This window comes from Yinghuangia sp. YIM S10712 (assembly GCF_051388935.1).
GTDB lineage: Bacteria > Actinomycetota > Actinomycetes > Streptomycetales > Streptomycetaceae > Yinghuangia.
Window position 1 is genome coordinate 408,097 of sequence record NZ_JBPKBI010000003.1, and the last position, 13,138, is coordinate 421,234.

The window sequence follows — 13,138 nt, forward strand, 5'->3', positions numbered from 1 at the left end:
GACTCTGCTGGGGTGACGGTTCCCGAGAGCGCTGCGGTCAACATCGACGGTCCCTGGACGCACCGGGACATCGCAGCGAACGGCGCGCGGTTCCACGTCGCCGAGCTCGGCGAAGGCCCGGTCGTGATGATGCTGCACGGCTTCCCCGAATTCTGGTGGACGTGGCGGCACCAGATGGAGTCGCTCGCCCGCGCCGGTTTCCGGGCGGTCGCGATGGACCTGCGCGGATACGGAGGCAGCGACCGGCCGCCGCGCGGATACGACCCGATCACCCTCGCCCTCGACGTCACCGGCGTGATCCGCTCACTCGGCGAACCGGACGCCATCGTCGTCGGCCACGGGGTGGGCGCGTCGCTCGCCTGGACGGCCGCCGTACTGCGCCCGAAGCTCGTGCGCCGCCTGGTCGCCGTCTCGATGCCGCACCCCCGTCGGCTGCGCAGCGCGATGCTCACCGACCGGCACCAGATCGCCGCGAGCAAACACATCTTCGCCTTCCAGCGCCCGTGGATCCCGGAACGCCAACTCGTCCGCGACGACGCCGCGATGGTCGAGGACCTGATGCGCTCCTGGGCCGCGCCGGGTTGGCCGGACGCGCCCACCGCCGCCCGGTACCGGCGCGCGATGCTCATCCCCGGCACCGCGCACTGCGCCGCCGAGCACTTCCGCTGGATGGTGCGCTCGGTGCCGCGCCCCGACGGCCTCCAGTACGCGGCGCGGATGAAGACGCCCGTCACGGTGCCCACGCTGCACTTGCACGGCGCACTGGACGCCGCGGTCCTGCCGCGCAGCGCCGCGGGGTCCGGCCGGTACGTCGAAGCGCCTTACCGCTGGCGGCTGCTGGACGGTGTGGGCCACTTCCCGCACGAGGAAGCGCCCGACGACTTCACCCGCGAACTGCTCGGCTGGCTCAAGGACCCCGAACCCGAGCGGTGACGCGCGCGCGAAGTCCCGCCGCGCGACGGCCGCATCGATCCGCGACTGGATGAAAGCGATCAACTCGACCGGAATTCCTGGCAGTTATCGACAAACCCGGATGAACGTCCGCATGACAAGCTGGAGTCATGGCATGGCGCGGTTATCCGCAGGGGCGTCTGGGTAGGCGCCGGAGCATGAGCCGGACGTACCAATGGTCGTCCCCCGACCGCGTGGGGCATTTCGCGGGACTCGTCGCCATACTGCGTCGGCGCGTGCGCTGGCTGACGTTGAGAATGCGCGCACCCCACTGACCGATCCCGGGGATTCGACCGCGTGCGTGCTACAGCGCGCACCCCTGGGTGTCGACGGGCTTGGTGTTGCGGATGCCCGCCTCGATGTCCTCGTGGATCTCCTCGGCGGTCAGCGCGTATCCGGTCGACTCGTCGTCGAGTGATTTGGCGAAGATGACGCCGTAGACCTTGCCGTTCGGCGAGATCAGCGGGCCACCCGAATTGCCTTGCCGCACCTTGGCGTACAGCGAGTAGACGTCGCGGCTGACCGTGCCGCGCTTGTAGATGTCCGGGCCGCCGGCCTTGATCTCGGCGCGGACGCGCGCCGGTTCGACGTGGAACGCGCCGTTCTCCGGGAAGCCGATCACCAGTGCGTCCGAGCCGGGTTGCACTTCCTGCTCGAACTGGAGTGGTGTCGCCTTGAGTCCGGGCACCGCGAGCACCGCGATGTCGCGTCGCCAGTCGTACAGCACCACTTCGGCGTCGTACTGCTTGCCCTCGCCGCCGATTTGCACGGTCGGCTCGCGTACGCCGCCCACGACATGCGCGTTGGTCATCACGCGGTTCGGGGCGTACACGAACCCGGAGCCCTCGATCACCTTGCCGCAACTCTTCGCCGTGCCCACGATCTTCACGATGCTGTCGCGTGTGCTCGTGACCGCCGACGAGGCCAGCAGCGCCGGGTCCGGCGGCGGCACCTGCGGGATGTCCTCGTGCACGAACGGGCTGAACACCTGCGGGAATCCGTTGCTGTCCAGCAGGTTGCTGAACGACGAGAACCACGTGTCGGCGCCCTGCGGCAGCACCTTCTGCACGCCCCCGAGCACCTGTGACCCGCGCACTTCGCGGGCGACCGTCGGCATCGTCGACCCGGCGACCGACGACCCGATCAGCCACACCACCACCAGCAGCGCGGACACGCTGACCACCGCACCGCCGGCGGCGTCGACGACCTTCGCCGGCGTCCAGGTCAGGTGCCGGCGCAGGCGGCTGCCGAGTGCGGTGGCCAGCGCCTGGGCGAGCGTGGCGAGGACGAGCACGACGCAGATCGCCGCGATCGACGGGCCGAGCCCCGGTTCGAAGTGCTCCAGGAGGAACGGCACCAACCACATCCCCAGCACGCCGCCGCCGAGGAACCCGATGAACGACAGCACGCCGACGATGAAGCCCTGGCGATAGCCGGAGACCGCAAACGCCACCGCGGCGACGATGAGGATCAGGTCGAGGACGTTCACCGTGTCACGTTCTCACGGTCGGACGCCTGATGTCCGCAGTGGTGGTGACCTCGTCGGGGTGGTGTGGCGCACGCACCCCACGGCCCGTCCGGCCGGAATGCGTCGGCCCGTGAGGTGTCGGCCACTTGACGCTACGTCAGTGCCCCGGCGCGCTGCGCGCGGGACCGTGCGGCGGGTCCGCCGCCGTCTCCTCGTAAGGGTCGTATCCGCGCCGCGCGAGACGCCACTCGGCCTCGCTCAGTTCGACGTGGCGCTCCTGGTCCCACGGCCGCTCCCAGCCGGCGAACGCGAGTATCCGGTCCAGCAGGCCGGCGGTGAACCCCCACACCACCATGTCCTCGACGAGGAACGCCGGGCCGTGGTGACCGTTCGGGTGGCGCAGCCGCGCACGGTTCGCCGGATCGGCGAGGTCGCCGAGCGGCACGCGGATGACCCGGGCGACCTCGCCCTGGTCGACCGGTGCCACCGGGCAGTCGTCGCGCCACCATGCGAGCACGGGCGTCACCACGAAGTTGCTGACCGGGATGTAGAGGGACGGCAGCGTGCCGAACACCTCGACGCAGTCCGGGTCGAGGCCCGTCTCCTCGCGTGCCTCGCGCAGCGCGGCACCGACCGGCCCGTCATCACCCGGGTCGATCGCGCCGCCCGGGAACGCGGGCTGGCCCGCGTGCTTGCGCAGTGTGCCGGCGCGCTGCAACAGCAGCACGTCCGGGCCGTCCTCGCCCTCGCCGAAAAGCACCAGCACGGCGGACTGGCGGCCACCGCTTTCCGGTGGCAGGAAGCGGCTGAGCTGCTCGGGCCGCACGGTGCGGCCGACGGCTGCGAACGGATGAAGCCACGCGGGCAATCCGTCGTCGACGACGCCCGTATTCGGGCTGCTCTCGGTCATGTGGCAGTCCCCTCCCCTGGTGCCGCCCCGATCACGGGTACGGCCCCGGTCGCGAGCACCGGCGTCGCCGGTGGCCGAAGGCGCTGGCCGGGCTGCCCGGCCAGTTCGTACTTCAACAGCTTCCTGGCCTTGTCCGGGTCGGTCTCGCCCTCGCCGTACGACGGACAAAGCGACGCTATGCCGCACGCCCCGCACGCCGGCTTGCGCGCGTGGCACACGCGCCGGCCGTGGAAGATCACCCGGTGGGACAACAGCGTCCAGTCCTTCTTCGGGAACAGCGCGCCGACCTCGTGCTCGACCTTGACCGGGTCGTCCTCGGCGGTCCAGCCGAAGCGCCGCGCGAGGCGCCCGAAGTGGGTGTCGACACTGATGCCGGGCACGCCATACGCCTCGCCGAGCACCACGTTGGCGGTCTTGCGCCCGACGCCGGGCAGCGTCACGAGATCGGCGTGCCGGCGCGGAACCCGGCCGCCGAAGTTGTCGCACAAGGCCTGGGCGAGGCCGGTCAGCGCACGCGACTTGGCCCGGAAGAAACCGGTCGGCTTGATGATCGCCTCAAGCTCGGCGGGCTCCGCCCCGGCCAGTGCCTCCGCGTCCGGGTACCGGGCGAACAACGTGGGTGTGACGTTGTTGACGCTGCGGTCGGTGGTCTGCGCGGAGAGCACGACGGCCACGAGAAGCTGGAAGGCGTCGTCGTAGTCGAGCTCGCAGTGTGCGCCCGGGTAGAGCTCGCCGAGCTCCCGGTTGATCCGACGGGCACGGCGGACGAGAGCCAGACGGCTCTCCGGCTTTTTCATGGGCACTCGGCCAGAGTACGCAGACGAGTGCTAAACATGTGGTGCACACCGCAGGTCCGCGACGGCGCCCGGCGGAGAAGGCCTTGCGCATACACCCGATCAGCCAGGGGGATATGTCCGACACACCCGGCATCTCCCGGATGGCCTCTCGGACCACCCGCGTGCACAAACCCGATCCGCGTGCGTCAGACTGTGACCGATCGCACTGTTTGACCGCCAGGCTCCGATCGGGTGATCGGAACCGGCAAGGAGGGACCCCTCGTGGACGACGTTCTGCAACGGGCGCCGCTGTTCGCGGCTCTCGAAGATGAGGACGCCGCCGAGCTGCGTGCCTCCATGACCGAGGTCGGGCTTGAACGCGGTGACTCGCTCTTCCACGAAGGCGACCCGGGTGACCGCCTGTACGTGGTCATAGAAGGCAAAATCAAGCTGCACCGCAGCTCGAACGACGGCCGCGAGAACATGCTCGCGGTGCTCGGCCCCAGCGAGATGTTCGGCGAGCTGTCGCTCTTCGACCCCGGGCCGCGTACCGCGACCGCCACGGCGCTGACCGACGTACGGCTGCTCGGCCTGGGCCACCAGGACCTCCAGCCGTGGCTCAACGGCCGCCCCAAGGTCGCGTTGTCGCTGCTGCGGGCCATAGCCCGCCGTCTGCGGCGCACCAACGAGAGCCTGGCCGACCTGGTCTTCTCGGACGTGCCCGGCCGTGTCGCGAAGGCGCTGCTCGACCTGTCCCGCCGTTTCGGCGTGCCGGCGGAGGAGGGCATCCACGTCGCGCACGACCTGACGCAGGAGGAGCTTGCCCAACTGGTCGGCGCATCGCGCGAGACGGTCAACAAGGCCCTCGCCGACTTCGCCAGCCGCGGTTGGCTCCGCCTGGAGGCCCGTGCCGTCGTGCTGCTGGACGTCGAGCGCCTGTCCCGCCGCTCCCGCTGACCGCGCGCGGCCGTCAGGCGCCCGGGCCGCGCTCCTTCAAGTAGTCGAGTTGCGCGCGCACGGACAGCTCGGCGGCCCACCACAGCGCCGGGTCGACGTCGGCGTACACGCGTTCGACGACCTCGCGGGCGGTGGTGTCGCCGAGGGCGACCGCCGCCTCGACCTGGGCCAGGCGTTCCGCACGGTGTTCGAGATAGAACTCGATCACGCCGTGCGCGTCGTCGAGGACGGGGCCGTGTGCGGGCAGCACGCGGCTCACCTCGCCCGCCCCCACGAGAGCGCGCAGGCGGGCCAGGGAGTCGAGATACGCGCCCAGCGTGCCGTCCGGGTGCGCGACGACCGTGGTGCCGCGCCCGAGGATCGTGTCGCCGGTCAGGACCAGGTCGTCGGCCGGGAGGACGAACGACAGCGAATCCCACGAGTGCCCGGGCGTGGCCATGACGCGCAGCTCCAGGCCGCCGGTCGTCACGACGTCGCCCTCCACCAGACCCTCGCTGCCCAGGCGGTGCGCGGGATCGAGAGCCCGGACACCGCAGCCGGCCAGCTCGGCGAGGCGCGGGGCGGCCTCGGAGTGGTCGCCGTGGCCGTGCGTCAGCAGGATCTCGGCGATACGCGCGCCGCGTTCCTCGGCGGTCGCCAGCACGGCCCGCAGGTGTCCTTCGTCCAGCGGCCCGGGGTCGATCACCACCGCGCGGTTCGCGCCCGGCTCGGCGACGACCCAGGTGTTGGTGCCGTCGAGCGTCATGGGGCTCGGGTTGGGGGCCAGGACACACGTCGTCCGGGGGGTGGCGGGGCCGGCCACGACCTGCCGGGGGTCTCCCGGGATGCGGTAAGAGTCCATGGTCCAGTCTTTCCGACGGCGGTCAGGCGGTGCCGAAGGGGTCCGGGATGCCGGGCCACGCGATGACCAGGCGGTCGCCCTCATAGCGCGGCTTCGCCATGATCGGTTCGAGGTCCCGGCCGTCGGCGGCGTCCAGGGCCTTCGCGGGGGCGTCGTACGCGGTCAGGTTGCGCAGGGTCTCGATGGTCGGCGGGAGCATGCCGTACCGTCCCGCCTTGAGGTCGGCGAGCGCGTCGGCGGGCCGCGCCCACGTGACCCGGTCGGCTTCGCCGGAGACGTCGCGGGTGCGCTGACCCTCGGGCAGGGCGGCGACGAAGAACCAGGTGTCGTACCGGTGTTCCTCGAACTCCGGGGTGATCCAGCGGGACCACGCGCCCAGCAGGTCCGAGCGCAGCACGAGGCCGCGGCGGTCGAGGAACTCGGTCAGGCCGAGGCTGCGTCCGACGAGGGCGGCTCGGTCGGCCTCCCAGTCGTCCCCGGTGGTGTCGGAGACCACCGAGTCGGTGTCCGGCCCGGCGAGCAGGACACCCGACTCCTCGAAGGTCTCGCGAACGGCGGCGGCGACGATCGCCCGCGCCTCGGACGGCGACGTCCGGAAACGCGCCGCCCACTCCTCCGGTGTGGGCCCCGCCCAGGCGACCTCATGGTCCGCGTCGCGCGGATCCACGCCGCCGCCGGGGAACGCGTACACGCCGGCGGCGAACTTCATGCCCGCATGCCGCCGCAGCAGGTACGTCTGGAGCCCGTCGGGGCGCCCGCGCAGCAGCACGACGGTCGCCGCACGGCGGGCCTCGACCGGGACCAGCTCGCCCCGGAGCATGGCGCGCGCACGCTCGAACCAGAATGCGGGGATGCCGGACGAAGTCATGCGCGGATGCTACGCGGCACCGCGAAGATCCGACAGGCCGTCATATGCGGGAACGGCAGCGGGCGACCGAACCGGCCGCCGCGACCGAACCGTTTATGCCGACACTCACACGACCTCGACGACGACCTCCACCTCGACCGGCGCGTCGAGCGGGAGCACCGCGACACCGACGGCGCTGCGCGCGTGCCGGCCGGCCTCGCCGAAGACCTCGCCGAGCAGTTCGCTCGCGCCGTTGACCACCCCCGGCTGGCCGGTGAAGCCGGGGTCGCTCGCCACGAAGCCGACGACCTTGACCACGCGGCGGACGAGGGCCAGGTCGCCGAGCTCGGACTTGACCGCGGCCAGGGCGTTGAGCGCGCACTGCCGCGCGAGGGCCTTGGCCTCGTCTGCGGTCACCTCGGCACCGACCTTGCCGGTCTGGAGCAACTTCCCGTCGACGCTGGGGAGTTGGCCCGAGGTGTGGATGTGGTTGCCGGTGCGCAGCGCCGGGACGTAGGCGGCGACGGGCGCGGCGACCTCCGGGAGGGACAGGCCGAGCGCGGCCAGCCTGTCCTCCGGGTGTGCGGACTCGTCGGTCACGACTGCTTCTCCCGCTTGAAGTACGCGACCAGGTTCTCCGGGTTGGGCCCCGGCACGACCTGGACGAGCTCCCAGCCGTCCTCACCGAAGGTGTCGAGGATCTGCTTGGTGTTGTGGATCAGCAACGGCGCGGTGAAGTACTCCCACTTCTTCATGGGACGCGACTCTAACGCGGCCCGTGCGTGAGACCTGTCACCCGCTCGGACCGCGGGCGGTGCGGCCCCTCGGCGGATGGTTAGTCTCGACAACGTGAGCCAGGTGACTGAAGCCGACATTCCCCGCGAGAACGACGCGGGCTCCGCGCCGGACGCAGACTCCGACTGGGAGGGAGTGCGCCTCCATGTGGTCAGCGGCAAGGGCGGCACCGGCAAGACCTCCGTGGCCGCGGCCCTCGCCCTCGCGCTCGCCCACGGCGGCCGCCGCACCCTGCTCGTCGAGGTCGAAGGACGGCAGGGCATCGCACAACTCTTCGAGACCGCGGAACTCCCCTATGAGGAACGCAAGATCGCGGTGGCGCCGGGCGGCGGTGAGGTGTATGCGCTCGCCATCGACCCCGAAGAGGCACTGCTCGACTACCTCGACATGTTCTACCACCTGGGCCGCACCGGAAAGGGCCTGAAGAAGCTCGGCGCCATCGACTTCGCCACCACGATCGCCCCCGGCCTGCGCGACGTGCTGCTCACCGGCAAGGCGTGCGAGGCCGTGCGGAGACGGGCGAAAGGCGACCGTGGCCAATGGGCGTACGACGCCGTCGTCATGGACGCGCCGCCGACCGGGCGCATCAGCCGCTTCCTCAACGTCAACACCGAGGTCGCCGGGCTCGCTCGGTTCGGTCCGATCCACTCGCAGGCCGAGGCGGTCATGCGCGTGCTGCGGTCGCCCGAGACCGCGGTGCACCTGGTGACGCTGCTGGAGGAGATGCCGGTCCAGGAGACCGTCGACGGCGTCGCCGAGCTGCACGGCACCGGGCTTCCGGTGGGCGGCGTCGTGGTCAACATGACCCGGCCTCCGCTGCACGTCGACGACGAAACCGACACCGGGGACGGGCTCACCCCCGACGTGCTGGAAGCCGGCCTGCGGGCGGCCGGCGTACGCCCGACCAAGCCCCTCGTCGCCGCACTCCTCGACGAGGCCGACGAGCACGCGAGCCGGATCATGCTGGAGACCGACGAGCGCCGCACCGTGCGCGGTCTGGGTCTGCCGGTGTACGAGCTCCCGCTGCTCCCCGACGGAGTGGACCTGGGCGGCCTCTACCGCCTCGCCGACGCACTGCGCGACCAGGGAGTGGCATGACCGCGGCAACGACACCGTCCGACGGCACCGGCCGCACGCGCGGCTCCGAGGGCGCTGCCGGGCGGACCCCCCGGAGGCCAGCCCGGCAGACGACCCGGCAGACGACCCGGCCACTGGACATCGACCCGCTCATCGACGATCCCGCCACCCGCATCGTGGTGTGCTGCGGCTCGGGCGGCGTCGGCAAGACGACGACCGCGGCGGCGCTCGCCCTGCGCGCCGCCGAACGCGGCCGGGACGTCGTCGTGCTCACGATCGACCCGGCCCGCCGCCTCGCGCAGTCGATGGGTCTCACCGAGCTCGACAACACGCCCCGGCGCGTGGCCGACGTCGACGAGACCAAGGGCGGCAGCCTGCACGCCATGATGCTCGACATGAAACGGACGTTCGACGAGATCGTCGAACAGCACGCGGACCCCGAGCGCGCCCGGCAGATCCTCGAAAACCCGTTCTACCAGTCGCTGTCGTCCAGCTTCGCCGGGACGCAGGAGTACATGGCGATGGAGAAGCTGGGCCAACTGCACGCGGGCAACACGTGGGACCTCATCATCGTCGACACTCCCCCGAGCCGGTCGGCGCTCGACTTCCTCGACGCACCGCAACGCCTCGGGTCGTTCCTCGACGGGCGGCTGATCCGGATCCTGTCGGCGCCGGCCAAGGTCGGCGGACGCGGCGCGCTGAAGTTCCTGTCCGCCGGCATGGGCCTGATGACGAGCGCGCTCAACAAGGTCGTGGGCGCGCACCTGCTCACCGACATCCAGACCTTCGTCGCGGCGCTCGACACGACGTTCGGCGGCTTCCGTGAACGCGCCGATGCGACGTACCGGCTGCTCCAGGCGCCTGGAACGGCGTTCCTCGTCGTGGCCGCGCCCGAGAAGGACGCGCTGCGTGAGGCGGCGTACTTCGTCGAACGCCTGGACGCGGAGTCGATGCCGTTGGCCGGGCTCGTGCTCAACCGCGTGCACGCGACGGGCGCGGGCCAACTGTCCGCGGAACGCAGCGCGGCGGCTGCCGAGACCTTGCTCGAACAAGCCCTCGACGAGGACGCCGAGCCGACCGAGGACGGTCCCTCGGCGAAGGAGCTGCGGCTGGTCGCCGGACTCCTCACCCTGCACGCCGAGCGCCTGCGGATGATCGGCCGCGAGGACCGAGTCCGCACCCGGTTCGCCTCGATCCACCCGGACGTGCCCGTGGTGGAAGTGCCCGCGCTGCCCGGCGATGTGCACGACCTCGACGGGCTCCGAGCGATCGGTCGCCACCTGGGCTGACGCCGACCAGGGCACGGGCCGAGACGCGCGTGCCCATGACGACGGAACCCCCGGCGCTCGCACCCGGGTCCTCGGACCGGGGCCTGACTCCCGGGCCCGCGGACCCTCAGGTGCGCGTCGGTGGTGCGGGTGGTGCGTGCGTCGGTCGTGCGCGCGTGCCGGTCGCCGAAACGGCCTGACATGGCGTCAGCCGGCAGCGCGCAGACCGAGGTTGTCGTCGTAGTCCGCGTGGATCTCCCGCTCGTACTCCTCGCGGGCCGTCTCCAAGAGCCTGCGCCAGGAAGTGACGGTCGGCCTTCGGCGCAACAACGCGCGCCGCTCCCGCTCCGTCATCCCTCCCCAAACACCGAACTCGACGCGATTGTCGAGGGCGTCGGCAAGGCATTCGGTACGCACCGGACATCCGGTGCACACCGCCTTGGCACGATTTTGGGCCGCCCCCTGCACGAACAGCTCATCCGGATCGCTGGCGCGGCATGCGGCCAGTGCGTTCCAGTCGGTAACCCAGCTCATGCTGGTGCCGTCCTCTCCCGATTCGAGGCTCCCCCTACGGCGGTGACGGGAAATCCCGTCGCCAAACAGGACGCTACGAAAAGACGGGCGCGCGCAACAGCCCCTACTGGGCAGTCATGAATGACCCGGACGGACTATGCGCGAATATGAACCCACCCGTACGGGTGAAATCCCTTGCGCTGCCTGGAGCTTCGCCCCCGAATAGGTCCACCGGAGTGCCCGCCGGGTCCATCCCGCCTTCGACCGAATTCACTCGAAAGAGTGAACGAGGAGAGGGGAGCTGTCCCCCGGCTGCTGTTACAGACTAGGCGAAGTACCTGCGCCGTGCGGGCTGTTTCGGCACGTAGTCTGTGGCGCATGGCCCGTACCCCCTCCGGCACTCCCCGCCCCGGCGCATCCGGTCGTGGGCCCGCACGCCCCAAGTCGTTCCTGGGATTCACCGGCCGAATCGCCGCGTTCATCGGCGCCAGCGTGCTGGCCGGCGCCCTCGTCGCCGGCATCGCGCTCCCCATCGTCGGCGGTCTCGGACTGACCGCCAAGGCCGGTGCCGAGAACTTCGACGAGTTCCCCGACGAGCTTGAGGCGCCGTTCCTCGCCCAGCCGTCGTACATCTACGACGCGGGGGGCAACCTGCTCGCGACGGTGTACGACCGTTACCGCGTGATCGTCAAAATCGACGACATCGCGCCGGTGATGCAGCAGGCCATCGTGGCCATCGAGGACTCGCGGTTCTACGAACACGGCCCGATCGACCTCAAGGGCACACTGCGCGCGCTCATCAAGAACCAGTCCGGCGGCGAGACGCAAGGCGGCTCCAGCCTGACCCAGCAGTACGTCAAGAACATCTTCGTCGAACTGGCCGGCGACGACCCCGCGAAGGTGGCCGACGCCACCAAGCAGGAGCTCTCCCGCAAGATCAAGGAGCTCAAGTACGCGATCGGCATGGAACAGCGCTTCAGCAAGCGGGAGATCCTGGAGCGCTACCTCAACCTCATCCCGTTCGGCCAGCGCGCGTTCGGTATCGAGGCCGCGGCGTACCGCTACTTCGGCGTCCACGCCCGTGACCTGACGCTGCCTCAGGCCGCTCTGCTCGCCGGCGTCGTCAACGCACCGACGAAGTACGACCCGATCGCACAGCCGGAATCGGCCCTGGAACGCCGCAACCTCGTGTTGCAGCGCATGGCCGAGGTCGGCGCCGCGCCGGAGGCCGAGGTGGAGGCGGCGAAGGCCACCGACCTCGGCCTCAACGTGCAGCCGCTGAAGAACGGCTGCATCTCGGCCAACGAGGTCAACGGCTCCGCGTTCTTCTGCGACTACGTCAAGAACGTCATGAAGAACGACCCGCTGTTCGGCAAGACGCAGGAGGAGCGCGACGCCCTGTGGCGCGCGGGCGGCCTGCGCATCAAGACGACGCTCGACCCGAAGATGCAGGAGGCGGCCTACAAGGCGGCCACCAAGGGCGTCCTTCAGACAGAGGACGTCGCCGACGCGGTGGTGATGATCGAACCGGGGACCGGTGAGATCAAGGGCATGGCTCAGAGCCGCCCGTACGGTTTCGAGGACACGAAGAACGAGACCGTCATCAACTACTCGGTGGGCAAGGCGATGGGAGGCTCGGAACTGGGCTTCCAGCCGGGCTCGACGTTCAAGCCGATCACAGCTGCGGCGGCGTTGGAGCGGGGGGTGAGCCCGGGGCAGTCGTATACGACCGAGTCGCACATCATGAAGTTCGACGACCAGGTGTTCACGACCTGCGAGGGCACCGCCAAGGGTGAGGGTTGGGATGGCAAGAAGGGCCTGAAGAACGAGACGGAGAGCGAGTTCGGCACGTACGACATGCAAACCGGGCTCAAGTACTCGATCAACACCTACTTCGTCATGCTCGAACAGCAGATCGGCATCTGCCCGGTGGCGACGCTGGCACAGAGCATGGGCGTCACGCTCGGTAATGGCGAGCCGTTGGATCAGACCCCGTCGCTGACGCTCGGCAGCGACTCGGTCACCCCGATCTCGATGGCCAACGCGTACGCGACCTTCGCGGCGCGCGGCAAGTACTGCGACCCGGTGGCGATCACCGAGATCACCCGCCTCGACGGCAGCAAGCTCCCAGTACCGTCGGCGAACTGCCGCCAGCTGATCAAGGCCGAGAACGCCGACATTCTCAACGCGCTGCTCGCGGGTGTAACCGAGAGCGGCACGGGTAAGAAGGCCGGGCTCGAAGACCGGGCCAGCGCCGGCAAGACCGGTACCACCGACTTCAAGACGAACGCCTGGTTCGTCGGCTACACGCCGCAACTGTCCACCGCGGTGTGGGTCGGCCACCCGAAGAAGCCGATCACGATGGAGCCCAGCGGCGGCATCATGATCGGCGGCAAGCGGGTCTACGAGGTGTTCGGCGGTTCGATTCCGGCGCCGATCTGGAAGAACGCGATGGTCGGCGCCCTCGCCGGCGAGCCGAAGCTGAACTTCACCCCGGTCCCGGCAGGTGTGATTCCGCCGCCGGTCGAGCAGCACGCACCGAAGACGCCGCCGCCGGGGCAGCCGGGCCAGCCGAACCAACCCGGACAACCGAACCAACCGGGGCAGCCCGACCAGCCGGGTCGCCCGAATACACCGACCATCCCCACCGGGCCGAACCTCCCGCCCGGGCCGAGGTAACCGAAGCGGCGGCACGAGACGACCCAGAACGGTGGGGGGCCACGCAACTTGCGTGG

The 13,138-nt window shown here is 70.4% G+C and carries 13 protein-coding genes; 5 read left to right on the top strand and 8 right to left on the bottom strand.

Annotated elements, in window-relative coordinates; translation table 11 throughout:
- Nucleotides 1-12: 12 nt before the first annotated feature.
- On the top strand, nucleotides 13-933 hold the full coding sequence (locus tag ACRX5W_RS11235; RefSeq protein WP_436787881.1) for an alpha/beta fold hydrolase: 921 nt from the start codon (nucleotides 13-15) through the stop codon (nucleotides 931-933).
- Between the two features lie 322 nt (nucleotides 934-1,255).
- Here ACRX5W_RS11235 and ACRX5W_RS11240 read toward each other — a convergent pair whose 3' ends face one another.
- The 3 genes from ACRX5W_RS11240 to nth all read right to left on the bottom strand — a co-directional run bounded on the left by ACRX5W_RS11240 (nucleotide 1,256) and on the right by nth (nucleotide 4,126).
- Nucleotides 1,256-2,440, bottom strand: a complete 1,185-nt coding sequence (locus ACRX5W_RS11240; protein ID WP_436787882.1) for a MarP family serine protease — start codon at nucleotides 2,438-2,440, stop codon at nucleotides 1,256-1,258.
- 136 nt (nucleotides 2,441-2,576) lie between these two features.
- The gene (locus ACRX5W_RS11245) at nucleotides 2,577-3,329 is read right to left on the bottom strand and encodes an NUDIX hydrolase (protein ID WP_436787883.1); all 753 of its coding nucleotides are present in this window, start codon (nucleotides 3,327-3,329) and stop codon (nucleotides 2,577-2,579) included.
- On the bottom strand, nucleotides 3,326-4,126 hold the full coding sequence (gene nth / locus ACRX5W_RS11250; protein ID WP_436788045.1) for an endonuclease III: 801 nt from the start codon (nucleotides 4,124-4,126) through the stop codon (nucleotides 3,326-3,328). Before nth ends, ACRX5W_RS11245 begins: the two co-directional genes overlap by 4 nt.
- A gap of 261 nt (nucleotides 4,127-4,387) precedes the next feature.
- Here nth and ACRX5W_RS11255 point away from each other — a divergent pair, with 261 nt between their 5' ends.
- Nucleotides 4,388-5,062, top strand: coding sequence for a Crp/Fnr family transcriptional regulator (locus tag ACRX5W_RS11255; RefSeq protein ID WP_231773251.1), 675 nt, complete (start codon nucleotides 4,388-4,390; stop codon nucleotides 5,060-5,062).
- A 13-nt stretch (nucleotides 5,063-5,075) separates the two neighbouring features.
- On the opposite strand, the gene ACRX5W_RS11260 is transcribed toward ACRX5W_RS11255, so the two are convergent.
- The 4 genes from ACRX5W_RS11260 to ACRX5W_RS11275 form a co-directional block, all read right to left on the bottom strand.
- Complete coding sequence (locus ACRX5W_RS11260; protein WP_436787884.1) at nucleotides 5,076-5,903, bottom strand: MBL fold metallo-hydrolase; 828 nt, start codon at nucleotides 5,901-5,903, stop codon at nucleotides 5,076-5,078.
- Nucleotides 5,904-5,925: 22 nt separating this feature from the next.
- A complete protein-coding gene (locus ACRX5W_RS11265) occupies nucleotides 5,926-6,771 on the bottom strand; it encodes an NUDIX hydrolase (RefSeq protein ID WP_436787885.1) in 846 nt (281 codons plus the stop codon).
- Between the two features lie 105 nt (nucleotides 6,772-6,876).
- Nucleotides 6,877-7,350 (bottom strand): RidA family protein, encoded by a 474-nt coding sequence (locus ACRX5W_RS11270; protein ID WP_436787886.1) that lies wholly within the window; start codon nucleotides 7,348-7,350, stop codon nucleotides 6,877-6,879.
- Nucleotides 7,347-7,505, bottom strand: a complete 159-nt coding sequence (locus tag ACRX5W_RS11275) for a DUF4177 domain-containing protein (protein ID WP_231773247.1) — start codon at nucleotides 7,503-7,505, stop codon at nucleotides 7,347-7,349. The genes ACRX5W_RS11270 and ACRX5W_RS11275 overlap by 4 nt, the downstream gene beginning before the upstream one ends.
- A 175-nt stretch (nucleotides 7,506-7,680) precedes the next feature.
- On the opposite strand from ACRX5W_RS11275, the gene ACRX5W_RS11280 reads away from it, so the two are divergent.
- Together ACRX5W_RS11280 and ACRX5W_RS11285 are read left to right on the top strand one after the other, a co-directional pair.
- Nucleotides 7,681-8,643 (top strand): ArsA family ATPase, encoded by a 963-nt coding sequence (locus ACRX5W_RS11280; protein WP_436788046.1) that lies wholly within the window; start codon nucleotides 7,681-7,683, stop codon nucleotides 8,641-8,643.
- Nucleotides 8,640-9,911, top strand: coding sequence for an ArsA family ATPase (locus tag ACRX5W_RS11285; protein WP_436787887.1), 1,272 nt, complete (start codon nucleotides 8,640-8,642; stop codon nucleotides 9,909-9,911). The genes ACRX5W_RS11280 and ACRX5W_RS11285 overlap by 4 nt, the downstream gene beginning before the upstream one ends.
- 186 nt (nucleotides 9,912-10,097) lie before the next feature.
- Here ACRX5W_RS11285 and ACRX5W_RS11290 read toward each other — a convergent pair whose 3' ends face one another.
- Nucleotides 10,098-10,424, bottom strand: a complete 327-nt coding sequence (locus ACRX5W_RS11290) for a WhiB family transcriptional regulator (RefSeq protein ID WP_436787888.1) — start codon at nucleotides 10,422-10,424, stop codon at nucleotides 10,098-10,100.
- A gap of 357 nt (nucleotides 10,425-10,781) precedes the next feature.
- Here ACRX5W_RS11290 and ACRX5W_RS11295 point away from each other — a divergent pair, with 357 nt between their 5' ends.
- Complete coding sequence (locus ACRX5W_RS11295; protein WP_436787889.1) at nucleotides 10,782-13,082, top strand: transglycosylase domain-containing protein; 2,301 nt, start codon at nucleotides 10,782-10,784, stop codon at nucleotides 13,080-13,082.
- Nucleotides 13,083-13,138 lie beyond the last annotated feature (56 nt).

Excerpts from the sequence above, each read along its gene's own strand:
- ACRX5W_RS11295 (WP_436787889.1), top strand. The coding sequence starts at position 10,782 with ATGGCCCGTACCCCCTCCGGCACTCCCCGCCCCGGCGCATCCGGTCGT.
- ACRX5W_RS11285 (WP_436787887.1), top strand. The coding sequence starts at position 8,640 with ATGACCGCGGCAACGACACCGTCCGACGGCACCGGCCGCACGCGCGGC.
- ACRX5W_RS11265 (WP_436787885.1), bottom strand. The coding sequence starts at position 6,771 with ATGACTTCGTCCGGCATCCCCGCATTCTGGTTCGAGCGTGCGCGCGCC.
- ACRX5W_RS11260 (WP_436787884.1), bottom strand. The coding sequence starts at position 5,903 with ATGGACTCTTACCGCATCCCGGGAGACCCCCGGCAGGTCGTGGCCGGC.
- ACRX5W_RS11245 (WP_436787883.1), bottom strand. The coding sequence starts at position 3,329 with ATGACCGAGAGCAGCCCGAATACGGGCGTCGTCGACGACGGATTGCCC.
- ACRX5W_RS11275 (WP_231773247.1), bottom strand. The coding sequence starts at position 7,505 with ATGAAGAAGTGGGAGTACTTCACCGCGCCGTTGCTGATCCACAACACC.
- nth (WP_436788045.1), bottom strand. The coding sequence starts at position 4,126 with ATGAAAAAGCCGGAGAGCCGTCTGGCTCTCGTCCGCCGTGCCCGTCGG.
- ACRX5W_RS11290 (WP_436787888.1), bottom strand. The coding sequence starts at position 10,424 with ATGAGCTGGGTTACCGACTGGAACGCACTGGCCGCATGCCGCGCCAGC.